16 protein-coding genes and 4 tRNA genes are annotated in these 22,521 nt (G+C 70.3%); 11 read left to right on the plus strand and 9 right to left on the minus strand.

Going from position 1 to position 22,521, the window contains the following annotated elements; all coding sequences use genetic code 11:
• The first annotated feature begins 8 nt into the window (after positions 1–8).
• From purF to KA711_09160, 8 genes are all read left to right on the plus strand, one after another.
• Positions 9–1,547 (plus strand): amidophosphoribosyltransferase, encoded by a 1,539-nt coding sequence (gene purF, locus KA711_09125; protein ID MCM0609145.1) that lies wholly within the window; start codon positions 9–11, stop codon positions 1,545–1,547.
• Complete coding sequence (locus tag KA711_09130) at positions 1,544–2,749, plus strand: O-succinylhomoserine sulfhydrylase (protein MCM0609146.1); 1,206 nt, start codon at positions 1,544–1,546, stop codon at positions 2,747–2,749. Before purF ends, KA711_09130 begins: the two co-directional genes overlap by 4 nt.
• Positions 2,750–2,767: 18 nt before the next feature.
• Positions 2,768–4,219 carry a glutamate--tRNA ligase gene (locus KA711_09135; GenBank protein MCM0609147.1) on the plus strand — a complete coding sequence of 484 codons (1,452 nt, stop codon included), beginning with the start codon at positions 2,768–2,770 and terminating at the stop codon, positions 4,217–4,219.
• A gap of 64 nt (positions 4,220–4,283) precedes the next feature.
• Positions 4,284–4,359: transfer RNA gene (locus tag KA711_09140), tRNA-Ala, on the plus strand.
• A 36-nt stretch (positions 4,360–4,395) separates the two neighbouring features.
• Positions 4,396–4,471, plus strand: a tRNA-Glu gene (locus KA711_09145).
• An 88-nt stretch (positions 4,472–4,559) separates the two neighbouring features.
• Positions 4,560–4,636, plus strand: a tRNA-Asp gene (locus KA711_09150).
• Between the two features lie 97 nt (positions 4,637–4,733).
• The gene (locus KA711_09155) at positions 4,734–6,170 is read left to right on the plus strand and encodes an aldehyde dehydrogenase family protein (GenBank protein ID MCM0609148.1); all 1,437 of its coding nucleotides are present in this window, start codon (positions 4,734–4,736) and stop codon (positions 6,168–6,170) included.
• A 28-nt stretch (positions 6,171–6,198) separates the two neighbouring features.
• Entirely contained in the window at positions 6,199–6,951 is a 753-nt protein-coding gene (locus KA711_09160; GenBank protein MCM0609149.1) for a glucose 1-dehydrogenase, read from the plus strand.
• A gap of 796 nt (positions 6,952–7,747) precedes the next feature.
• Here KA711_09160 and KA711_09165 read toward each other — a convergent pair.
• A complete protein-coding gene (locus KA711_09165) occupies positions 7,748–8,872 on the minus strand; it encodes a zinc-dependent alcohol dehydrogenase family protein (GenBank protein ID MCM0609150.1) in 1,125 nt (374 codons plus the stop codon).
• A 94-nt stretch (positions 8,873–8,966) separates the two neighbouring features.
• Here KA711_09165 and KA711_09170 point away from each other — a divergent pair, with 94 nt between their 5' ends.
• Complete coding sequence (locus KA711_09170) at positions 8,967–9,845, plus strand: MaoC family dehydratase N-terminal domain-containing protein (protein MCM0609151.1); 879 nt, start codon at positions 8,967–8,969, stop codon at positions 9,843–9,845.
• Positions 9,846–10,049: 204 nt separating this feature from the next.
• Here KA711_09170 and KA711_09175 read toward each other — a convergent pair whose 3' ends face one another.
• From KA711_09175 to psd, 3 genes are read right to left on the minus strand one after another with little or no spacing between them, the layout of a single operon-like run.
• On the minus strand, positions 10,050–10,940 hold the full coding sequence (locus KA711_09175) for a UDP-2,3-diacylglucosamine diphosphatase (GenBank protein MCM0609152.1): 891 nt from the start codon (positions 10,938–10,940) through the stop codon (positions 10,050–10,052).
• 47 nt (positions 10,941–10,987) lie between these two features.
• Complete coding sequence (locus tag KA711_09180) at positions 10,988–12,169, minus strand: galactosyldiacylglycerol synthase (GenBank protein MCM0609153.1); 1,182 nt, start codon at positions 12,167–12,169, stop codon at positions 10,988–10,990.
• A 1-nt stretch (position 12,170) separates the two neighbouring features.
• Entirely contained in the window at positions 12,171–13,058 is an 888-nt protein-coding gene (psd, locus tag KA711_09185) for a phosphatidylserine decarboxylase (protein ID MCM0609154.1), read from the minus strand.
• 75 nt (positions 13,059–13,133) lie between these two features.
• Here psd and KA711_09190 point away from each other — a divergent pair, with 75 nt between their 5' ends.
• Positions 13,134–14,795, plus strand: a complete 1,662-nt coding sequence (locus KA711_09190) for an aminotransferase class III-fold pyridoxal phosphate-dependent enzyme (protein MCM0609155.1) — start codon at positions 13,134–13,136, stop codon at positions 14,793–14,795.
• A 28-nt stretch (positions 14,796–14,823) separates the two neighbouring features.
• Here KA711_09190 and KA711_09195 read toward each other — a convergent pair whose 3' ends face one another.
• Entirely contained in the window at positions 14,824–15,444 is a 621-nt protein-coding gene (locus KA711_09195) for a hypothetical protein (GenBank protein MCM0609156.1), read from the minus strand.
• Between the two features lie 136 nt (positions 15,445–15,580).
• Between KA711_09195 and KA711_09200 the strand changes: the two genes are divergently transcribed.
• Positions 15,581–16,813: a glycosyltransferase family 1 protein gene (locus KA711_09200; GenBank protein ID MCM0609157.1), complete on the plus strand. Its 1,233-nt coding sequence runs from the start codon at positions 15,581–15,583 to the stop codon at positions 16,811–16,813.
• Positions 16,814–17,297: 484 nt separating this feature from the next.
• Here the strand turns inward: KA711_09200 and KA711_09205 are convergent, their stop codons facing one another.
• From KA711_09205 to KA711_09220, 4 genes are all read right to left on the minus strand, one after another.
• Positions 17,298–17,489: a type II toxin-antitoxin system HicA family toxin gene (locus KA711_09205; protein ID MCM0609158.1), complete on the minus strand. Its 192-nt coding sequence runs from the start codon at positions 17,487–17,489 to the stop codon at positions 17,298–17,300.
• A complete protein-coding gene (locus KA711_09210; protein MCM0609159.1) occupies positions 17,486–17,764 on the minus strand; it encodes a DUF1902 domain-containing protein in 279 nt (92 codons plus the stop codon). Before KA711_09210 ends, KA711_09205 begins: the two co-directional genes overlap by 4 nt.
• Positions 17,765–18,152: 388 nt before the next feature.
• Positions 18,153–18,227: transfer RNA gene (locus KA711_09215), tRNA-Arg, on the minus strand.
• An 8-nt stretch (positions 18,228–18,235) separates the two neighbouring features.
• Positions 18,236–22,513: a translocation/assembly module TamB domain-containing protein gene (locus tag KA711_09220; protein MCM0609160.1), complete on the minus strand. Its 4,278-nt coding sequence runs from the start codon at positions 22,511–22,513 to the stop codon at positions 18,236–18,238.
• Positions 22,514–22,521: the final 8 nt, after the last annotated feature.

Consider the following 22,521-nt stretch of genomic DNA (forward strand, 5'->3'; position numbering starts at 1 on the left):
CTTCCACCATGTGCGGCATCGTCGGCGCGATCGCCACCGGCCCCGTCAACCAGCTGATCTACGACGCACTCCTGCTGCTGCAGCACCGTGGGCAGGACGCGGCCGGCATCGTCACCATGCAGGGCACCAAGTGCTACATGCACAAGGCGCGTGGCATGGTCCGGGACATCTTCCGCACCCGCAACATGCGCGCGCTGCCGGGCCAGGTGGGCCTGGGCCAGGTGCGCTACCCCACGGCCGGCAACGCCTACAGCGAAGAGGAGGCGCAGCCCTTCTACGTCAACGCGCCCTACGGCATCGTGCTCGTGCACAACGGCAACCTCACCAACGCGCAGGCGCTGAAGGAGGAGCTGTTCGACATCGACCGCCGCCACATCAACACCGAGAGCGACACCGAGGTGCTGATCAACGTGCTGGCGCACGAGCTGGAGCTGGTGGCGCGCGACCTGCCGCTGATGCCCGAACACGTGTTCAAGGCCGTGGCCGGCGTGCACCGGCGCGTGAAGGGCAGCTACGCCGTCATCGCGCTGATCGCCGGGCACGGGCTGCTGGCCTTCCGCGACCCCTTCGGCATCCGCCCGCTGTGCTTTGGCGACGCGCTCAGCGACAGCGGGCGCGAATTCATGGTGGCCAGCGAGTCCGTGGCGTTGGAGGGCACCGGCCACCGCCTCGTGCGCGACCTCGCCCCTGGCGAGGCGCTCTACATCGATCTGCAAGGCCAGGTGCACACCCGCCCCTGCGCCGACCACCCGAGCCTGAACCCCTGCATCTTCGAGTACGTGTACCTGGCGCGCCCCGACAGCGTGCTCGACGGCATCAGCGTCTACCAGGCGAGGTTGAACCTGGGCGAGACGCTGGCGCAGCGCGTCATCAACACGCTGCCGCCCAGCGAGATCGACGTCGTCATCCCCATCCCCGAGAGCAGCCGCCCGAGCGCGATGCAGCTCGCGCACCGGCTGGGCAAGCCCTACCGCGAGGGCTTCGTCAAGAACCGCTACGTCGGCCGCACCTTCATCATGCCCGGGCAGTCGGTGCGCAAGAAGAGCGTGCGCCAGAAGCTCAACGCCATCGGCGTGGAGTTCCGAGGCCGCAACGTGCTGCTGGTGGACGACAGCATCGTGCGCGGCACCACCAGCAAGGAGATCGTCCAGATGGCGCGCGAGGCCGGCGCGCGCAAGGTCTACATGGCCAGTGCCGCGCCGCCGGTGCGGCACCCCAACGTCTACGGCATCGACATGCCGACGAAGGAAGAGCTCATCGCCCACGGCCGCACGCTGGAGGAGATCCGCGCCTTCATTGGCGCCGACGCGCTGGTCTACCAGGACGTCGATGCGATGAAGCGCGTGGTGGCGGCGCTCAACCCCAAGGTCCAGGGCTTCGAGGCCAGCTGCTTCGATGGCCGCTACATCACCGGCGACGTGACCGAAGACGAGTTCGAGGCGCTGCGGGCGCAGCGCCAGCTGCAGTTCGACGAAACCGAGCCGGATGGCGACGGCGAAGGCCGCTCGCGCCTGGCGCTGCAGCAGGGCCCGGGGGAGCGCGCATGATTCCGAAGAAACACTTCGCGCCCGGCACGCGCCGCGCCACGCTGGCGGTGCGTGAGGGTCTGCCCCCATCGCCCTGGGGCGAGAACAGCGAGGCCCTGTTCCTCACCAGCTGCTTCGTGCACCCCGACGCTGCCACCGCCGCGCGGCGCTTCGCCAACGAGGAAGACGCCTTCGTCTACAGCCGCTTCTCCAACCCCAGCGTCACCATCATGGAGCGGCGGCTGGCGGCGCTGGAGGGCACCAGCGGCTGCATCGGCACCAGCAGCGGCATGGGCGCCATCCTGCTGATGTTCATGGGCCTGCTGAAGGCTGGCGATCACGTGGTGTGCTCGGGCAGCGTGTTCGGCGCCACGATCAAGCTGCTGCAGGGCGAGTTCGGCAAGTTCGGCGTCGAGAGCACGTTCGTGAGCCAGACCGAGGTGGCCGAGTGGAAGGCCGCGATGCGCCCGACGACGAAGCTGCTGTTCGCCGAGACGCCCACGAACCCAAGCTGCGAAGTGTGCGACATCCAGGCGCTTGCCGACATCGCCCACGAGGCCGGCGCGCTGCTGGCGGTGGACAACTGCCTGTGCTCGCCCGCGCTGCAGCGGCCAGTGGAGTTCGGCGCCGACATCGTCATGCACTCCGGCACCAAGTTCCTCGACGGCCAGGGCCGCGTCAATGCCGGCGCACTGTGCGCTGACGAAGCGCTGATCAACGAGAAGTTCGTGCCCGTGATGCGCAGCGCCGGCATGAGCCTGAGCCCGTTCAATGCCTGGGTCGTGGCCAAGGGCCTGGAGACGCTGGACGTGCGTGTGAAGGCGCAGAGCGCCGCCACGCTGCGGCTGGCGCAGTGGCTGGAGGCCCACCCGGCGGTGGCGCGTGTGTACCACCCCGGCCTGGCCTCGCACCCTCAGCATGCCCTGGCGATGCGGCAGCAGCACGGCGAGGGCGGGGCGGTGCTGAGCTTCGACGTCAAAGGCGGCCGCGAGGCCGCGTTCTCGGTGATCGACGCCACCGAGCTGTGCAGCATCGCGGCCAACTTTGGCGACGTGCGCAGCATCATCACCCACCCCGCCAGCACCACGCACGGGCGGCTCACCGCGGCCCAGCGCACCGCCGCCGGCATCGGCGAAGGCATGATCCGCCTGGGCGTGGGCCTCGAAGACCTCGACGACCTGAGGACCGACCTCGATCGCGGTCTGTCGGCGCTCGCGCGCTGACACCGCCGGCCCACCCCCATGACGCTCAACCGACCCGTCCGCACCCGCATTGCCCCGTCGCCCACCGGCTATTTGCACCTCGGCACGGCGCGCACCGCGCTGTACTCCTGGGCCTACGCGCGCCACCACGGCGGCAGCTTCGTGCTGCGCATCGAAGACACCGATGTCGCGCGCTCCACGCAGGCGTCGGTGGACCAGATCCTCGAGAGCATGCGCTGGCTGGGCCTGGCCCACGACGAGGGCCCGTTCTTCCAGATGCAGCGCCTGGAGCGCTACCACCAGGTGGTGGAGCAACTCATCGCGCAGGGCCTGGCCTACCGCTGCTACGCCACGCCCGAGGAGCTCGATGCCATGCGCGAGGCGCAGCGCGCGCGCGGCGACAAGACGCTGTACGACCGCCGCTGGCGCCCCGAGCCCGGCAAAGTGTTGCCGGTTCCCCCCGAAGGTGTGCAACCTGTCGTGCGCTTCGCCAACCCGGTGGACGGCGCCGTCACCTGGGACGACCTTGTCAAGGGCCTGATCACCATCCGCAACGAGGAGATCGACGACCTGATCATCCTTCGGCCTGCACCCGACAACGCGCCGGCTGGCCCCGCCGCGTGGGGGGTACCCACCTACAACTTCGCCGTCGTCGTCGACGACATGGACATGGGCATCACGCACGTGTTTCGTGGTGACGAGCACATCAACAATACGCCCTGGCAGATCAACCTGTGGCACGCCATCGGCGGCCCGGGCGTGCAGCTGCCCTTCTTCGGCCACTGCCCGGTGATCCTGGGCGAGGACGGCAGCAAGCTCAGCAAGCGCCGCGGCGCGGTCAGCGTCACGGCCTACAAGGACGCCGGCTACCTGCCCGAGGCCATGCTCAACTACCTGGCTCGCCTGGGTTGGAGCCATGGCGACGACGAGCTGTTCACGCTGGGGCAGATGGTGCAGTGGTTCGATGGCAGCCATCTGGCCAGGAGCCCCGCGCAGTGGGATCCCGCCAAGCTGGCCTGGGTGAACGCGCACCACCTGAAGCAGGCGCCCGATGATCGGCTGGCTGGCTTGGCGCGTGAGCAGCTGGCAACGCGCGGTGTGGCGACTGACGACCTGGCGTTGCTGGCGTGCGCCGCGGCTCTCTTCAAGGAGCGCTGCAGCACCGTGGTGGAACTGGCCGACTGGTGCGAGATGCTGTTCGTGGCTCTCACTCCGCCCGAGGCCGAACTCGCCGCGCACGTGACCGACGCGGTCAAGCCCGGCCTGCGTGCGCTGCGCGAGCGTCTCGCCGACGAGGCCCTCACGCCTTGGGACAAGGCCGGCATCGCCGCCGCCATCAAGGCCGTGCTGGCCGAGTGCGGCCTGAAGATGCCGCAACTGGCACCGGCCGTGCGTGTGCTGGTGTGCGGCCGCTCGCAGACACCGAGCATTGACGCCGTCCTGGCGCTCTTTGCACGGCCGCGCGTGCTGGCCGCGCTGCAGCATGTCTGAAACCTGGGCTATACTCTAGGGCTCTGTTTGGACAGCACCGAGTCTTCGGGTACGAAAGTGCAACGGGGGTATAGCTCAGCTGGGAGAGCGCTTGCATGGCATGCAAGAGGTCAGCGGTTCGATCCCGCTTACCTCCACCAACCAAGATGCGGCTCTGTTCAGACGGAACCAGTCCTGTCCCCTTCGTCTAGAGGCCTAGGACACCACCCTTTCACGGTGATTACAGGGGTTCGAATCCCCTAGGGGACGCCAAGTTGGTCGGGGGGCGGCAACGCAGCTCGATGGCACTTGGGACAGCGATTCAAGGCGTACAGCGCCTGAATTCCTGGCCAAAGCCGCTGGAGTGGTAGTTCAGTTGGTTAGAATACCGGCCTGTCACGCCGGGGGTCGCGGGTTCGAGCCCCGTCCACTCCGCCAAGCATTTCGAAGCCACCGCATGCATCATGCGGTGGCTTTTTTCTTGCCCAGGCGCGGCACAGGCAAGATCCGAAACACCGAACCGGAGACACGCACCATGGCCCAACACTTCATCGCCGGGCAGTGGGTCGCATCATCCAGCGGCGAGACGCTGCCGGTGATCGACCCCGCCACCGGCCAGCCCTTCGATGAAATCCCGCGCGGCACTGCGGCCGACATCGACGCCGCCGTATCGGCTGCGCGCGCTGCACGCAACGGCGCCTGGGGCCGCATGACGGCCACCGAGCGTGGCCGCATCCTGATGCGCATGAGCGCGCTCATCCTCGAGCGCCAGGAGTCGCTGGCACAGCTGGAAGCGCGCGACACCGGCAAGCCGATGAGCCAGGCGCGCAACGACATCGTCGTGGCCGCGCGCTACTGCGAGTTCTACGGCGGCGCCGCCGACAAGCTGCATGGCGAGCACCTGCCCTACCTGAACGACTTCCAGGTCGTCGTCGTGCACGAGCCCTATGGCGTGACGGCGCACATCCTGCCCTGGAACTACCCGGCGCAGATGTTCGGCCGCTCGGTCGTGCCGGCGCTGGCCACCGGCAACGCCGCCGTGCTCAAGCCCAGCGAAGACGCCTGCATGACGCCGCTGGCCTTGTGCGGCATCGCCAAGGAAGCCGGGCTGCCGGACGGCGCGCTCAACGTCGTCTGCGGCCTCGGCGAGGAGGCCGGCGACGCACTGACGCACCACCCGGACATCGACTTCGTCACCTTCACCGGCAGCCCCGAGGTCGGCACGATCGTGCAGAAGGCCGCCGCCGAGCGCACGCTGAAGTGCGTGCTCGAACTCGGCGGCAAGAGCCCGCACCTGGTGTTCGAAGACGCCGATCTCGAGCGCGCCGCCACCTTCGTGATCAAGGCCATCACGCAGAACGCTGGCCAGACCTGCAGCGCCGGCAGCCGGCTGCTGGTGCAACGGAGCATCTACGAGCGCTTCGTGGCGATGGTGGCCGAGCGCTTCGCCCACACCCGCGCCGGCACGCCTGAGCAAGACCGCGACTGCGGCCCGCTGATCAACCGCGCCCAGCAGCAGCGGGTGCAGGGCTTCATCGACCGCGCCCGCGCCAGTGGCCTGCCGGTGCTGGCGCAGGGCCGCGTCGCCGACGGCGTGCACCCAGGCGGCTACTACGTGGCGCCCACGCTCTTCGGCCCGGTGCCGCGCCAGCACGAGCTGGCCTGCGACGAGGTCTTCGGCCCGGTGCTGAGTGCCATGCCCTTCGAGGACGAGGCCGATGCCATCGCGCTGGCCAACGCCACCGACTACGGCCTGATCGCTGCCGTCTGGACACGCGACGGCGGCCGCCAGACGCGCGTGGCGCGTGCCATGCACTGCGGGCAGGTCTACATCAACGCCTATGGTGCGGGCGGCGGCGTGGAGCTGCCGTTTGGTGGCGTCAAGCGCAGCGGCCACGGCCGCGAGAAGGGGTTTCTCGCCTTGCAGGAGTTCTGCACCGTGAAGACCATCGTGCAGTACCACGGGCCCTGAACCCGAAGCGCCCTCCAGGAGACAAGCCATGAGACTGCTAAACAAGATCGCCATCGTCACCGGCGCCGCCAGCGGCTTTGGCGAAGGCATCGCGCGCCTCTTCGCGGCCGAAGGAGCCAAGGTGATGTTGGCCGACATCAACGGCGCCGGCGCGCAGGCCGTGGCCACCAGCATCGGCGCGCCGTCGATGGCCAACACTTGCGACGTCACGCAGCGCAGCGACATCGACTCGCTCGTGGCCGCCACGTGCCAGGCCTACGGCGGCCGCATCGACATCGTCGTCAACAACGCCGGCTGGACGCACCGGAACGGCCCGCTGCTCGATGTCGACGAGGCCACCTTCGACAAGGTGTATGCCGTCAACGTGAAGAGCATCTTCCACATGGTGCACGCGGTGGTGCCGCTGATGCGCCAGCAAAAGAGCGGCGTCATCCTCAACGTCGGCAGCACCGCCGGCATGCGGCCGCGGCCGGGCCTGACCTGGTACAACAGTTCCAAGGGCGCCGTGAACCTGATGAGCAAGTCGCTCGCGGTCGAGCTGGGGCCCGACAACATCCGCGTCAACGCCATCTGCCCGGTGATGGGCGTGACGGGGCTGCTCGAGCAGTTCATGGGCATGCCCGACACGCCCGAGAACCGCAAGAAGTTCCTCGCCACCATTCCGCTGGGCCGGCTGTCGACGCCGATGGACATCGCGAAGGCCGCGCTGTTTCTCGCCAGCGACGATGCCGAGTTCATCACCGGCGTGGAGTTCCCGGTGGACGGCGGCCGCACGGTCTGAGAGGCCCGCTCGCGCTGTGAGTCGCGCACGAAGTCCGTTGGTCTGTCGGCGCAGGTCGATGTCGGCTTCATGGTGAACGGGATTCACGTTGCCGGCCCTTTGCCGACGTACCTGCCGCGCCTCGACTCCGTTCGGGCTGACCCTGTCGAAGCGCTCCTCCCCGTTCGGGCTGAGCCTGTCGAAGCCCTCCCCTCCGTTCGGGCTGAACGTGTCGAGGTCCTCCCCTCCGTTCGGGCTGAGCCTGTCGAAGCCTGGTGCCGTGCAAACACTCGCTCTCGACGCATCGCAGCGGCAAAGGGCTGTGCGGGCGGGTGCTGCGACGTGAGTTGAAGCGGTCGGCCCTGTGGGCCGACTGCCCTGTGCTGCTCGAGTTCATGGCCCGCCGCAAAACTCGCTACGCGGGCTGCGCCCGCTGCGCTCGAACAGTTGCGGCGAGTCAGTTCACGAAGCGCGCTGCGCGCGCGGCCATGAACTCTGCGCTGCTCGGCGCTTCAAGATCACGCCGCAGCCCCCGCCCGCACAGCCCTTTGCAACAACCGGGGTTGGCTTTCGGACCGAACCCTCGCACCCTGTACCGCCTGCCGCGATGCGCGATGCTGAGGGGAGGGCTTCGACAGGCGTGTTCTGAGCCTGTCGAAGGACTCAGCCCGAACGGAGGAGGACGAGAGGGCTGCCTGAAATGCCGCTCCGGGCCGTGCAGAGACCTGCCGCTCGTCAGCAGACGCACGCTCTCGCCGCCCACGATTGCCCTGCCTCGACAAGCTCAAGACAGAGCAGCACACCAGACACCGCCCCACTAAAACATCACCACGTCGCGCATCGCCTGCCCCGTGGCCAGGCGGTCGAGGCCGCGGTTGATGTCGCCGAGCGCGAGCTGCTCGCCCATCAGCCGATGCACCGGCAGCTGGCCGCGGCGGTACATCTCGATGTAGCGCGGCAGGTCGCGCGCGGGCACGCCCGAGCCGAGGTAGCTGCCGCGCAGCGTGCGCTCTTCGGCCACCATCTGCACGGGCGGCAGCGCGAAGCGCCGGTCCGGGTGTGGCAGGCCCGAGCTGATGGTGCTGCCGCCGCGCCGCGTGATGGCCCAGGCCAGCTCCATGGCGGCGATGGCGCCGGCCATCTCGAAGGCGCAGTCGACGCCGCCGTTCGTGGCCGAGCGCACCTGTGCGGCGGCATCGGGGTCGCGCGCGTTCACGGTGAGCGTGGCGCCCAGCTCGCGGGCCAGCGCCAGCTTGTCGTCCGACAGATCCACGGCCACGATCTCGCGCGCGCCGCTGGCCACCGCCGCCAACAGCGCCGAGAAGCCCACGCCGCCGAGTCCGACGACCGCGGCCGTGCTGCCCGCGGGCAGCCGCGCCGTGTTGAACACAGCCCCGGCGCCGGTGAGCACCGCGCAGCCGAAAAGGGCCGCCTCGGCGGGCGACAAGGACGCGTCCACCCGCACGCACGAGCGCCGCGACACCACGCACTCTTCGGCAAAGCAGCTCACGCCGACGTGGTGGTTCAGCGGCTGCCCGTTCAGGCGCAGCCGCCGCATGCCGCCCAGCAGGGTGCCGGCGCCGTTGCTGGCCGCACCGGGCTCGCACAGCGAAGGCCGGCCTTCCTGGCAGGGCAGGCAGCCGCCGCAGCTGGGCATGAAGACCATGACCACGCGGTCTCCCACCGCCAGGTCGTGCACGCCAGGGCCGAGCTGCAGCACCTCGCCGGTCGATTCGTGGCCGATCACCATCGGCAGCGGCCGCGGCCGGTCGCCGTTGATCACCGACAGGTCGCTGTGGCACAGCCCGGCCGCCAGCACGCGCACGCGCACCTCGCCGGGGCCGGGATCGTCGAGCTCGATGTCGCGGATCTTCAACGGCCGGCTCTCGGCATACGGGGCGGGCAGGCCCATGGTCTCGAGCACGGCGGCGCGGATGGTCATGTCGGGTCTCCTGATCGGCTTGTGGCCCGAGTCTAGGCAGGCTTGGCGCGGGCCGGTGGCAAGATGCCGCGCTGCGCTGCGGCGCCCCTCACCCATGACCATCCCGCCATCCACCGACGATCTCGCCACCTCGCTGGCCCACTGGCGCCAGTGGGTGGGCCGCAGCGAACACCGCCACGACACGGTGACGGCCGCCCCCCTGGCCGGCCTGGCTGTGCTGCTGGACCGCGACGATGCCGTGCCGGCCGCCGGCCAGGCCATCGCTTCGCTGGCGCACTGGCTGTACTTCCTGCCGCGGGCCCGCCAGGGCGAGATCGGCCCCGATGGCCATGCCCGCCGCGGCGGCCTGCTGCCGCCCGTGCCCTTGCCGCGCCGCATGTGGGCCGGCGGCCGCTTCGAGTTTCACCAGCCGCTGTGCGTGGGCGACGCGATCACGCGCGAGTCGCGCATCACGCGCGTCGACGCCAAGGCCGGCCGCAGCGGCACGCTGGTGTTCGTGACGGTGCGGCATGAGGTCTCGGGCCCGCGCGGCCTGGCCCTCACCGAAGAGCACGACATCGTCTACCGCGAGTTGCCCGCGCCCGGCTCGCCGCTGCCGCCACCGCAGCCCGCGCCCACCGACGCCACTTTCGAGCGCGAGATCGTGCCCGACCCCGTGCTGCTGTTCCGCTACAGCGCGCTCACTTTCAACGGCCACCGCATCCACTACGACCGCGCCTACGTCACCGGCGTCGAGGGCTACCCGGGCCTCGTCGTGCACGGCCCGCTTGTTGCCACGCTGCTGCTCGATCTGCTGCGGCAAGCGCAGCCCGCCGCGCGCATCACCCGCTTCGCCTTCACCGCCATGCGGCCGCTGTTCGACATCCACCGCTTCCACGTCTGCGGCCGAGCGCTGGCCGATGGCCGCGTGGCGCTGTGGGCTCGCGACTTCGAGGGCGCGCTGGCCATGCAGGCCGAAGCCCACACCGAGTGAGGAGCAGGCCGCTCGACGGCATCACTGTGCCGGCGGCTCGCCGCGCAACTCGGCCCGGGCCTGGCGCCACCCACAACGCGCGGCGATGCGCCGGGTCGACGGCGGGTTCCCTGTGGACGGGGCAGCAGTGGGCTGACATGGCGTGCGGCGTCTCGGGTGCGAGACGCTTGGTGCCTCCGATCGCCCCGCTGCTGCAGCGACGGCTCAAGAAGCCACGATGACCGTCTCAGGCTCGACAGCGCCAGTGGCCACGGGCTCGGCGCCGGCCTTCGCGGCCCGCCCGCGGGCCGACCAGTCGAGGATCTCCAGCCGCCCGTCGCCGTGCTCCACCAGCGCCGTGAGGCTCTCGACCCAGTCGCCGTCGTTGCAGTACAGCACGCCGTCGATCATGCGCATCTCGGCATGGTGGATGTGGCCGCAGACGACGCCGTGCACGCCCTTGGCGCGGGCCTCGCGGGCCACCGCGGTTTCGAAGTCGCCGATGAAGCTGACGGCGCGCTTGACCTTCAGCTTGAGGTACTTGCTCAGGCTCCAGTACGGCAGGCCCAGGCGTGCGCGCAGCGAATTGAAGTGGCGGTTCAGTCGCAGCGTCAGTTCATAGGCCGAGTCGCCCACGTAGGCCAGCCACTTGGCACACTGGATCACGCCGTCGAAGTAGTCGCCGTGGGTCACCCAGAGCTTGCGGCCATCGGCCAGCTCGTGGATGGCCTCTTCGACGACATCGACGCCGCCGAAGTTGTGGTTCAGGTACTTGCGCGCGAACTCGTCGTGGTTGCCCGGCACGAACACCACCCGGGTGCCCTTGCGCGCCTTGCGCAGCAGCTTCTGCACGACGTCGTTGTGCGCCTGCGGCCAATACCAGCTGCGGCGCAGCTGCCAGCCGTCGATGATGTCGCCCACCAGGTACAGCGTCTCGCAGTCCACGGTGCGCAGAAAGTCCAGCAGCGCGGTGGCCTGGCAGCCGGGCGTGCCCAGGTGCACGTCGGAGATCCACGCGGTGCGCACCGAGATCCGTTCGCCGCGGTCGCCGGGTTCGTCGTCCGCTGCGGCGGGCAGGGGCTGGGCGGCGAGGGCGGCAATGTCATCACGGCGCATGCGGGCATGCTGAGGCCTGTGCGCGACGCCGCTGTGACTCGCTCGCGTCAGGCCGATGACGCGGCCTCTCGCGCGGGGGTCGGCGGGGCCTCGCGCAGGATGCGCTCCAGGATCTGCGGCACTTCGAACACGGCTGCGTTTCGCTGCGCCTGCACCCGCTGGCGGTACGCGGGCAGCTCGGCCAGCAGCTGCGGCACGGCCTCGTCGACCTCGGCAAAGCGCCGCAGCACCAGGCCCAGGCCGTGCTGCTGCACCCACTCGGTGTTCCAGCGTTCCTGCGGCATCGTCCAGGCGTTGCGCGTGGTGATGACGGGCAGGCCCTGTGACACCGCCTCGCTCAAGGAACCCGGGCCGGGCTTGCCGATGAAGAAGTCGCAGCGCCGCATCCAGCGCGCCACCTCGGCGGTGAAGCCCACCACCACACGCGGGGCGCGCGCCGGCTGCGCCCGCAGGGCCGCGGCCAGCGATTCGTTGCGGCCGCACATCAGCACCAGCGGCGTGTCGGGCAGGGCGCGGGCGATGCGCGTCATCACACGCGAGCCGGTGCCGCCGAAGAGCACCAGGCCGGTGGGCGTGTGGTTGTCGAGGCCGACCATCGCGCGCTCGGCGCTCCGATCCGAGCTTCGGTCGCCCAGTGGCGCGGCGTGGAACTCGGGCCGCAGCACCATGCCACTGGCGCGGTGCACGCGCCCCGGCGGCAGGCCGGCGGCCAGGGCCTGCTGCACCGCGTGCGCGGTGCCGCACACCAGGTGCTGCGCCACCGTGGGCTCGATCCAGAACGCCGGCGGGTGATCGGCCATATCCGTCATCACCGTCACGAAGGGCACGCCCGGGCGCGCCTGCGCCAGGCTGTCGTGCAGCGCGCGGTTGAAGTTGGGCACCAGCGACACCACCAGGTCGGGTGCGGTGCGGTGCCAGTGCGCGGCCAGGCGTTGCACCAGGGATTGGTGCGCCAGACGGATGCCGGCCTGCAGCAACTTCAGCTCCTGCGCCAAGCCGAGCGTGAAGCCGCTGGCCAGGCGTTTGTTGTACAGGTCCTCGGGCTCGAAGCCGAGCGTGCGGCGGAACAGGGCGGTGGGGTCCAGCACCTCGGTGAGGTTCACGCGCCGCACCGTCCACGGCCGGCCCTGCTCGCGCATCACCTGCTCCAGCGCCAGCGCTGCCGCGCGGTGGCCGCCGCCGGCGTTGAACCAGACGAGGTCGACGCGGGGGGTGGTGTCGGAGTTCATCTCAGTCGCTGCAGGCCGGCAGCGTCATCAGCGCCTGGCCCATGCGCACACGCGCACCCGGCTCCACACCGTCGGCCAGCGCAAAACCCGGGGGCGCGAAGACAATGATCGTGGAGCCGTGTTCGAACCAGCCGAGCTCCTCGCCCTTCTTCACCAGTGCCTGGCAGGGCAGTTCGGCCGGGCCGCCGTAGCGCAGGTGCAGCCGCAGGTTCAGGAAGTGCAGCCGAAGGCTGGCCACCAGGATGGCCGCCACCGGCACCACCGCCAGCCGGTGGCCCTCAGCGCCACCCCCCAGCCGCATGTTCAGCACCGCCCGCTCGTTGCGGCAGAACAGCCGCTCGACGCGCTTGAGCGCAATCGGATTCACGTTCCAGGTGTCGCCGCTGATGTAGCGCACATGCTCGACCAAAGCGTCGGCCGGCGCGTGGAAGCGGTGGTACATCGACGAGGTCAGGCGCAGCGTGAGGTAGCTGCCGCCCTCCCAGGCCGTGGCTTCGGCGGCGCTGCCGAGCAGCTCGTGCAGCGGATAGGGCATGCCCTTGGCCTGCAGCACCTGGCCCTGCTGCACGTGGCCGCAGGCGCCGACGATGGCGTCGCAGGGGCTGGCCAGCACCTCGGAGCGGGTGTCGATGGGGCGTGCGCCGTCCTTCAGTTCGCGCGTGAACACCTCGTGCAGGCTGTTGAAGCGCGTCTTCTTGGCCTCGGCCAGGTCGAGCTCGGTGAACAGGCGCCACACCGCCACCGAGCACTTCACGAGCCAGGGCTGGCGCAGGCCACTGAACCAGCCCATGAAGTGCGTCAGCGCGTGGCGCGGCACGCGGTTGGTGAGCAGGAAGTTGAGGTCTTCCTGCAGCAGCAGTCTGTCGCGGAGTCGTCGTGTGGCGTTCATCGTGTTGTCTTGGCTTCGACACGACCATGCTGCCTGCTGCATTCGACGGGCTCACGACGAAGCCATGACGCCACCATGACCGATCCGCTCACCCTGACCTGGCTCGCCGCCGCCGCCGCCGCCGTGGCTCTGGTGCCACGGGCGCACCGCCGGCTGCAGCTGTCGCTGGCCAAGCACCCGTCGCTCACCGGCCACTCGCGCATGGCGCAGCGTGTGGCGCGGCTGCTGCCGGGTTATGCCTACGACGAGGCGCGCTTCTTCGCCGCCGACGAGGCACCGGCCGAGGTGGTGGCCCAGCGCCGCGCCGGCTTCGGCCACCTGGTGGCCACGCTGAACAGCCGCCATGCGCAGAGCGCGGCGATGACGAAGCGGGCGCGCCCGGCCATCAGCGACCTGCAGTTCACCGGCGCCTACCGCGTGCCCTTCCAGTTCAGCCCCTACCTGCGCGAGCGGCTTGCACTCGGCAGCTTCGTGCAGCGCAGCGACGGCATCACGATCACCGACCTCGACGGCGAGGTCTTCATCGACCTGACCGGGTCCTACGGCGTCAACCTCTTCGGGGCCGACTTCTACAAGGCCTGCATGGCCGAGGGCCTGGCGCGCACGGCCGATCTCGGCCCGGTGCTCGGCCACTACCACCCGGCCGTGGCCTGGAACGCCGAGCAGCTGAAGGCCATCAGCGGGCTCGATGAGGTGAGCTTCCACATGAGCGGCACCGAGGCCGTGATGCAGGCCGCGCGATTGGCGCGTTATCACACCAAGCGCACGCACCTCGTGCGCTTCAGCGGCGCGTACCACGGCTGGTGGGAAGACGTGCAGCCCGGCCCCGGCAACCCGATGCCGCCAAAGAACGTCTACACGCTGAAGGAACGCGACGCCGACACGCTGCGTGTGCTGCGCACCCGCAAGGACATCGCCTGCGTGCTGGTGAACCCGCTGCAGGCGCTGCACCCGAACAAGGCCGCGCCGGGCGACAGCAGCCTCATCGACAGCGGCCGTGCGGCGGCCTACGACAAGGCGGCCACGGTGGCGTGGCTGAAGGAACTGCGCGAGGTGTGCACGGCGCGCGGCATCGTGCTGATCTTCGACGAGGTCTTCATGGGTTTCCGCCTCGGCGTGGGCGGCGCGCAGGCCTACTTTGGCGTGCAGGCCGACATGGTGACCTACGGCAAGACGCTCGGCGGCGGCTTCCCGGTGGGCGTGGTCTGCGGCAAGGCGCACCTGATGAAGCGCTACCGCGAGGAGCGCCCCGCCGACATCTGCTTTGCGCGCGGCACCTTCAACGCCCACCCGGCGGTAATGGGGGCGATGCAGGTGTTCCTGGAGCGGCTGCACAGCGCGCCCGTGAAGGCCATGCTGGCCGACCTGGACGCCACCTGGGACGCGCGCGCTGCCCGGCTGAACGCTCAGCTCGTCGAGGCCGGCGTGCCGGTGCGCGTGGCCAACCTCGCCAGCGTGTTCACCGTGACCTACACCGAGCCCAGCCGCTACAACTGGATGCTGCAGTTCTACCTGCGGCGCGAGCGGCTGCTGCTCAGCTGGGTGGGCAGCGGGCGGCTGATCTTCAGCCACAACTTCAGCGAGGCCGAGTTCGACGAGGTCTGCACGCGCTTCGTGGCGGCGGCGCAGGCCATGCAGGCCGACGGCTGGTGGTGGCGCGGGCCGGCGGCCAGCAACGAGGCCATCCGCCGGAGCGTGCTGCGCGAGGCCCTGGCCCGGCGCCTGAGCAGGGTCTGAGCGCCACGGCCCCAGCGGGCCTGGGCGCTCAGCGCGGGCTGCGCACGTGGTGCATGGGGTCGAGCAGTTCGCCGCGCAGCAGCGCCAGCGGCGCGTGGCGGTAGAGCAAGGCGTCGTGGAAGGGATCGGTGAGGATCTTCGTCGCCCAGGCCAGGCCCTCGGTCACGCTGCTGATGAAGAAGAGCTGCACCGTGCGGAACAGCAGCCCGGCCACGCCCAACGCGAACCAGGCCATGCCCACGTCGCGCAGCCAGCCCTGCCAGCCTTGCTCGGCGGAGGCCGGCTCGATCAGCCCGCCCAGCGAGGGCGTCAGCCACAGCACCACCGGGATCGCCAGCCACGCCGCATGCAGCACCACCTTGCGGCGCAGGTTGTAGCCCACCTTGATGGCCTCCTTGTGCTCGAAGCTGGCGTCATTGACGTGGTCGTGGCCCTTGGGCTCGAAGAAAAAGTGGCCTGACTGACGCGTCGTCATGCCGATGCCCCAGCCGATGAGCGCGGCCAGAGCGGGATCGAAGAACACCACGGCATAGGCGATGAGGAAACTCAGCGCGCTCACGAAGTGCAGTGACTGGTTGATGCGGCTTTGGTGGTAGTAGCGGTGGTCGTCCCAGCGCTGGGTTTTGACGGTGTCGAAGAAAGCACTCATGGCATCGCACTCCAAGTCGGTGGAACGGTGTCGGGATGGTGACCGTCGGTGGTGAAACCGGGGTGACGCTTTGATGTCGGCGAGGCGTCACCCTGCCTGTCATCAGGCTGTTGCGCAAGCGACTCACGATGCGCACATGACAGCGCCCCGCGACGACGAGCTCACCGTGGATGCCTACCTGCCGTCGAGGCGCTCTTTGCGCGTGGCCGTGGTCACCGAGACCTGGCCGCCCGAGGTCAACGGCGTGGCGACGACGGCCGCGCGCGTCGTGGCCGAGCTGCGCGAGCGTGGTCACGAGCTGCAGGTGCTGCGCCCGCGTCAGCAGCTCAGCGACACCGCCGCCGACGAGCCGGGCTACGCCGAGGTGCTGATGCGGGGCCTGCCCATCCCGCGCTACCCGCAACTGAAGATGGGCCTGCCGGCGCGCCGTGCCCTGCTGCGCCAGTGGGGCCTGCGACGGCCCGATGTGGTGCACATCGTCACCGAGGGCCCGCTGGGCTGGAGTGCGCTGCAGGCGGCGATGGCCTTGGGCCTGCCGGTGGTGTCGGACTTCCGAACCAACTTCCAGGCCTACAGCCGCCATTACGGCGTGGCCTGGCTGCAGCGGCCCATCATGGGCTACCTGCGCAAGTTCCACAACCGCACGGCCTGCACGATGGTGCCGACCGAAGCCCTGCGTGCCGAGCTGCTGGCCGAGGGTTACGCGAACCTGCGCGTGGTCTCGCGCGGCGTCGACACCGGCCTCTTCAACCCTGCGCATCGCAGCGAGGACTTGCGGCGGCAATGGGGTGTCGGTCCCCTGGACATGGTGGCCGTGCACGTGGGCCGCATCGCGCCGGAGAAGAACCTGGAGACGCTGCTCGCCGCCCACGCGGCCATGCAGCAGCGCGACCCGCGCGTGAAGCTGGTGTTCGTGGGCGACGGGCCGGCGCGCATGGCGATGCAGCAGCGCTGCCCGCAGGCGCACTTCGCCGGCCTGCAGCGGGGCCTTGCGCTTGCCGCGCACTACGCCAGCGCCGACGTGTTCTTGTTCCCCAGCGTCACCGAGACCTGGGGCAACGTGCTGCCCGAGGCCATGGCCAGCGGCCTGGCGGTCCTGGCCTTCGACTGCGCCGCCGCCGCCCAGCTGGTGCACCACGGCCACAACGGACTCCTGGCGCGTGTCGGCGACGAAGCCGGTTTCTGCGCCACCGCGGCCCGGCTGGCCGGCGCGCTGGGCGAGGCGCGCGCGCTGGGCGCCGGGGCGCGGCAGGCGGCGCTCAAGCTCGACTGGGGCCGCATCGCACGCGAGGTCGAGGCCGAGTACCTGGCGGCCATGGCCGCCGCGCCACAGCCTCGGGCTGCGGCCTTGGCGGCTCGCGCCATCTGAGCCAGCAGCGCCACAAGTTCCGCGGGCATCTTGATCTTTGTGCTCTCCCCGGCAGGGAATGAGGAATCAGTAGAGAACAAGTAAATCAACAACTTGCGCTAGATGTTGTCCCACGGGCGGGCCACAAGTCCCATGAAGTGCCTCTCTTGAATTTCGAGTGGGTGGATTCGGGTGGGTCAAGGGCGGGCGAAGCCCGGCGCAGCGGACCCTTGACGCGGCCGAATCCGCCTCTACGCTCCAGGACTCGGGCCAGGCAAAGCCTTGCGGCGCCTGGCTCCCGAGCCCGTCCGGCGGCGAGGACCCCCCCGCCCTCGGGGGCGGGGCTGGGGGTGGGGGATGTCCATACAGGCGACGTCTTCGGGACTCGGTCGGCCCCCAGGCTACCCACTCAAATCTCAGGAGAGCCTGTAAGGGGCACCAGAAATCGCGGGATTATTCGCGCGCAAAAGCCCGCCGGAGCGGGCTCCGGGCTCGCAGACCAGGGTCAACCGAACTTGTGGTTGATACCAGCCTGCTTCATGATTTCGTTTGCGGTGTGTCTGGACGCGCAGTTAAACGGCACCGTCTGGTTTCGCTTGCCGTTGGTCCAGATTTCGTGAGAGCCCTTGCCATTGCACTTGAAGCGATAGTCGTGGGCCTTTAGCTGCTCAATCACAGCCTTGTAGAACCCATTCATGCAGCACAAAGAACTGAGTCCGACATGCGGATATCAGTCTTTGCGCGGGCATGCTGCCCATCCATTGCTATCTCGAGCAAGTGCGAGGTGGCCCCGATGACTTCTTGCCGCAACTCGTCCAGGGTTGGGGCCTCGACCACGAGGCCATCAAGGTCGCGGCTGCGAGCAACGAAAACGCCCGCCTCGTCGTCCTTCATGACATCAACACGCACCACGACGGTCCCGCCGGCGCGGGCGAACAGCTTCCAGCCTGGAAGGCCAGCCCTGTACTTCATCTGCGTCTCCGGTTAGGGGGTAGAACCACTAGGACCCATCCTGGGGCCTGACGTTCTCTACAGGGCTAGGGACCAGCCCCTAGAGACAGGCGATCCTACACCTCGACACCCTAGGAGCGTGGGGGGGGGACTGTGGTTTCATCCAGGGATCCGCGATGCGCCGGCTGTGCTGGGCAGATGTCAGATGGTCGTCATCTGAACGCTTTCACCGCGCTTGTCCATCATGGCTGAACGTCCGGCTCCGACTTGGTGAGCCTCGGGCACGGAACACTTTGCCAGCAGGCTGGTGATGGCTTCATTGCGCGCGACCTAGCGGTACGGAAGGCTGTCCACCGTCATGGTGTTGGGTATGCGTCCCGGGTGAACAAGATCTCCAGACAGTCAGACATGGTCCCCCCGGCAGGAATCGAACCTGCATCTGGCGCTTAGGAGGCGCCCGTTCTATCCATTGAACTACGGCGGGTTGACGAGCTATGGCACGGCCGGCTGGCGCGGCGTGACGGTGGATTTTCTCATGGCTGCATCGGCCGGCGTCTCCTGGAAGCGCCAGGTCCAGATGGCGTCCAGCGAGTTCTCCAGCCCGCTCTGCGCCCGCAACGTGAAGCGTTGCGCGACGCGGTAGGTGAGCTGCCAGGTGCCGGTGGTGGCGTTGACGCCGCGCTCATAGCCCAGGTACCAGCGCCGCGAGAGCTGTTTGCCGAGGATGATCACCGTCTCGCGCACGTCGCTGTCGCCCTGGCGCAGGCTCAGGTCGTCGATGCCCAGGCGGCTCATCAGCTGATCGGTCGGCGCCGTGCCTTCGCCGGCCAGCAGGGCGACCGCCGCGCGCTGCAGCAGGGCGGTGTCGTTGCGCCCCAGGCCGTCGGGGGCGCGGCCGAGCATCAGCCAGGAGAGCTTCTCGGTCTCGCCCATCTCGGGCTCGGAGAAGAGGCGCACGCGCGGCGCCAGCGCGGTGCCGCTGACGGCCACGCCCACCCGCAAGTCGATGTTGGGCCGCAGCGCCAGGATGTCCAGCCGCGGCTCCTCGGGCGGCCCCGCGAAGCTGAGGATGCCGCGCTCGATCACGAGTTTCTGGCCGTAGGCCGCGTAAGTGCCCTGCTCGGTGCGCACGCTGCCGTTGATGGCCAGCCGGCCTCCCGGCGTGCTGAGCTTAAGTTCGCCGCGCAGCCCGGTGTCGAGGCCGCGGCCGCGCACGCGGAGCCGCTCGCCAAGGTCGAGTTCGAGCTTGAGCGCGAAGTTCCGCCGCACCGTCGCTTCCTCGCCCACTGCCGGCTCCTCGTCACCAGGGCGGCGCACGGTCACATCATCGTCCAGCGAGGGCGCGTCGCGTCGACTGGCGTCGTACAAGCCCTCGTCGAGCCTGAAGCGGCCGTCGAGCTGCCCGCGCTCGTGGGACAGCTGCAGCACGGCGTCACCGCTGACCACGGCGTTGCGGTCGACGCGGCCGATGACGCGGAAACGCCGGGCCTCCACCGCGAGCCGGGCCCGGGGCTGGCGGTTCAGCTCGGCCTCGCCGGTGATGCTGAGCGTGCCTTCGCCGCCTTTCAGGCTGAGCCGATCGATGCGCGCGCGGTCGCCGTCGAGCCGCACGGCCAGAGTGCCGTCGCTGACGCTGACGCCCTGCAGCAGGTTGCTCACGCTGATGCGCTGGCCGCTCATGTCGCCCGTCAGGCGCGGCTGGCCCAGCGTGCCCGACAGGCCCGCCTGCAGACTGAGCTCCCCGGCCAGCCGCCAGCCTGCCGGCACCCAGGGGCCCCAGATGCCGATGTCGGCCACGCGGGCCAGCAGCGTGCCGCTGAGCGCGGCCCAGCCGGGTGGGTGACGGCTCTGCGGCGTGGTCTGCACGACGACGCTGCCCGAGACCTCGCCGAGGCTGCTGCCGCGGAACAGCGGCGTCAGCGTCCAGCGCCCGTCGCGTGCCGTCATGCCCAGGCGCACGTCGGTCAGGCCCAGGCGCAGCAGGCCCTCGCTGCTGTCGATGTGCAGGTCCCCGTCGCGGCGTTCGAACACCAGGTCGGCCTCAAAGCGCTCGCCGGCACGCACGTCGACCGACGCGGACAGGCGCAGGTCACCGTTCCAGGCGATGGTCGGTTCCAGGCGTCGCAGCAGCGGGGCCAGCCGGAAGGCTTCGATGTCAGCACGCAGGCGCAGGTCCTGGCGCCCCGCGCCGAGCAGCAGTTCGAAGGCGTCCCAGCGCAGCGCCAGCGCATCTCCCAGCTGCAGCCGGCCGGCCTCGGCGCGCACGGCCTGCAGCGTGTAGCCGGGGTCAAAATCCAGCGTCGCGTCCAGGCCCGCGGACTGCACCCAGGGGGCCACCAGTGCGCTGTCGGCATCGCTGCCATCCCAGGCACCCAGGGCCAGGCGCTCGATGCGCGCCTGCCAACGCCCGCCGCCGTCGGTGCGCTCGCGCCAGCCGCCCCGCGCCACGAGCTGGGCGCGGGTGCCTGCGTCGCGGCCGGCCCCGATCAGCTTCATCAGCGCAGGTGGCGGCTGCATCGGGGCGGCGGCACGGATGTCGATGCGATGGTCGCTCAGGGTGCCGGCGACGTCGACGCGCAGGGAGTCGGCGCGCTGCAAGCCGGCCGCTGAGCGCAGTTCCAGGCCCGTGAGCTCGGCCCCCGCTGCGATCGATTGTTCCTTGGCGGTATCGAGCTGCCACTGCGCGCGGCCTCGGGCCAAGGTCAGCGGCCCGAGCTGCAGCTGCGACAGGCGTGCGGTGCCCGTCGTGCGCAGTGCGGGCCAACGGCCTTCGGCACCCAGTGTCACCGTCAGGCTGCCCCGTCGCGGCGCCCAGGCCTGGGCGCCGGGCAGAAGTGCAAAAAACGGTGCCAAGGTCGGCAGTGCCTCGGCCCGAAGTTCGGCGTTCCAGCGGTCGTTGCGCCCGTCGCCCAGGGGGTCAAGCCGCCCTTGGAGGCGCAGCTGGTTGCCGCCGGCTCGGAGCTCGGCCCGCAGCAGGGTAGTGCTGGCTTCGGCGCCGCGCCCCTGGTCGAGCGTGACGTCGGCCGTCAGCGGCACGCCGGCCAGCAGCGAGTCCTGCAGGCGCACGCGGCCGCTGCCGGCCAGTCGCTGCATCAGCTCCAGCGCGGGCAGCGCGGCGGCGTCGGCCGGCAGCCGGCCATCGAACTCCCAGCCACCCGACAGCCGGTGCGGGCCGCGGCGCCAGGGTGCGTCAGCGGCGCCCGGCCACCAGATCGTCGGATCAAGGTCGATCGTGCTGCCGGTGGTGGCCAAGGTCCAGTCGGCACGGGGGCCGCTGCGCGACAGCCGCAGCTGGGCATCGGCCTGCGCGGCGCCGGTGGCCGCGCGCAGGCGTTCGATGTCGAGCCGGTTACTGTCGGCCTCGCCGCTGGAGCTCAGGCGCACCGCCTGCGGCGCACCGTCGAGCTGGCCGGTGAGATCGAAGGTCCACCGCACGGCCCGCGGTGTCGGCGCCGCCGCCGCGGCCGGGTCGGGCGAGGGCAGCCCCGACAGGCGCAATTCCAGCGGGCCCGACAGCGTCATCGCCGGGGCGCGCGAGTCCAGCCGGCCAGGCGTGACCTTGTCGAGCTGGGCCTGCAACTCGAGCATCGGGCCTTCCCACAGCGCCTGCAGCTGCACCCGGCCCGAACTGCGGCTGCCATCGTTCAGCAGCGCCTCGGCACGCACCAGTTCCAGGCGGTCGTGGCGGGCGGGGTTGCCGCTCAGATCGGCCGTCAGCTTCGCGATCGGCAGGCGGCTTTGCTGCCAGCTGCCGGGCGCGCTGTTGGTCAACGCGATGCGGGCCGACGCGGGGGCGTCACGGCCGGCCAGCCGCAGCAGCGCCTCGCCGGACAGCCGCGTGCGCGGCGCACGGGCGTGCAGGGCCGAGAGGTCGAGCTCGCGCGTGCTCAGCGCCAGCTGCTCCAGCGGCCAGGCCTTGAGCGGGCGCAGCGTTGCGCTGAGCTGGGCCTCGGGGCCGGGGCGGCTGGCGGTGGCCGGTCCCTGGAGCCGCGCCGACAGGGTGGTGCGGACCACATCCCCACCCAGGCTGATCCGGGCCGTCCACGGCGGCAGGGTGCTGCCCGGGGCCGGCGCCACGGTGGCTTGCACGTCCAGCGGCAGGGGCGCGGCGGTGCCGATGTGGGCACTCAGATCGAGCAGCGTGCCGGCCCAGTTGCCGGTCAGCTGCCCGATGCGGTGGGCGCCACCCGGCTGTGCATCGAGCACCACGCCCTGCAGCGCCAGCGCCGTGGCGGCCGGGTGCGCGTCGACCTGCAGCCTGCCGATGCGCGCGCGCGCGAGCTCCAGCGCCAGCGGCGGCGCGATGTGCGATGGCAGCGTGACAGGCTGCGGCCCCGGCGGACCGGTGGTGATCTGCACCTCGCCTATGGCGAGATCGTCGACGGTCAGCCCCAGCCACGCCTGTGCGCCGGGCCGCCAGCGCCAGTGCAGCGCGCCAGCCTCCAGCCGGCGCAACTCGACGCTGGCGCGACCCTGGCTCCATTCGACGCGCAGCCTCTCGGCGTGCCAGTGCTGGCCCAGAAGTGCACCCTGCCAACCCTCCACCTGCACCCCGGGCAGCTGCTTCAGCAGCCAGCGCGTGCCGGCCTCGCTCTGCAACACCCAGTGCAGGCCGGCGGCGACGCCGCCGAGCACCAGCAGCGTCAGCGCCAGCACCCAGGCCAGCGGCACGCCCAGGGAAGCCGCCGTGAGCCAGGGCCGCGCGTGGCCGCTGGCGCGCAGTGCAGCCGGGTCGCGGGGCGCCTTGGACGTGGGCGGCGCGTCGTTCACGGCATCCC

This window comes from Ideonella sp. WA131b (genome assembly GCA_023657425.1).
Lineage (GTDB): Bacteria > Pseudomonadota > Gammaproteobacteria > Burkholderiales > Burkholderiaceae_C > Rubrivivax.

What these genes read in the sequence shown, in the direction of transcription:
- purF (MCM0609145.1), top strand. Translation starts at nt 9, where the DNA reads ATGTGCGGCATCGTCGGCGCGATCGCCACCGGCCCCGTCAACCAGCTG.
- KA711_09130 (MCM0609146.1), top strand. Translation starts at nt 1,544, where the DNA reads ATGATTCCGAAGAAACACTTCGCGCCCGGCACGCGCCGCGCCACGCTG.
- KA711_09135 (MCM0609147.1), top strand. Translation starts at nt 2,768, where the DNA reads ATGACGCTCAACCGACCCGTCCGCACCCGCATTGCCCCGTCGCCCACC.
- KA711_09155 (MCM0609148.1), top strand. Translation starts at nt 4,734, where the DNA reads ATGGCCCAACACTTCATCGCCGGGCAGTGGGTCGCATCATCCAGCGGC.
- KA711_09160 (MCM0609149.1), top strand. Translation starts at nt 6,199, where the DNA reads ATGAGACTGCTAAACAAGATCGCCATCGTCACCGGCGCCGCCAGCGGC.
- KA711_09165 (MCM0609150.1), bottom strand. Translation starts at nt 8,872, where the DNA reads ATGACCATCCGCGCCGCCGTGCTCGAGACCATGGGCCTGCCCGCCCCG.
- KA711_09170 (MCM0609151.1), top strand. Translation starts at nt 8,967, where the DNA reads ATGACCATCCCGCCATCCACCGACGATCTCGCCACCTCGCTGGCCCAC.
- KA711_09175 (MCM0609152.1), bottom strand. Translation starts at nt 10,940, where the DNA reads ATGCGCCGTGATGACATTGCCGCCCTCGCCGCCCAGCCCCTGCCCGCC.
- KA711_09180 (MCM0609153.1), bottom strand. Translation starts at nt 12,169, where the DNA reads ATGAACTCCGACACCACCCCCCGCGTCGACCTCGTCTGGTTCAACGCC.
- psd (MCM0609154.1), bottom strand. Translation starts at nt 13,058, where the DNA reads ATGAACGCCACACGACGACTCCGCGACAGACTGCTGCTGCAGGAAGAC.
- KA711_09190 (MCM0609155.1), top strand. Translation starts at nt 13,134, where the DNA reads ATGACCGATCCGCTCACCCTGACCTGGCTCGCCGCCGCCGCCGCCGCC.
- KA711_09195 (MCM0609156.1), bottom strand. Translation starts at nt 15,444, where the DNA reads ATGAGTGCTTTCTTCGACACCGTCAAAACCCAGCGCTGGGACGACCAC.
- KA711_09200 (MCM0609157.1), top strand. Translation starts at nt 15,581, where the DNA reads ATGACAGCGCCCCGCGACGACGAGCTCACCGTGGATGCCTACCTGCCG.
- KA711_09205 (MCM0609158.1), bottom strand. Translation starts at nt 17,489, where the DNA reads ATGAATGGGTTCTACAAGGCTGTGATTGAGCAGCTAAAGGCCCACGAC.
- KA711_09210 (MCM0609159.1), bottom strand. Translation starts at nt 17,764, where the DNA reads ATGAAGTACAGGGCTGGCCTTCCAGGCTGGAAGCTGTTCGCCCGCGCC.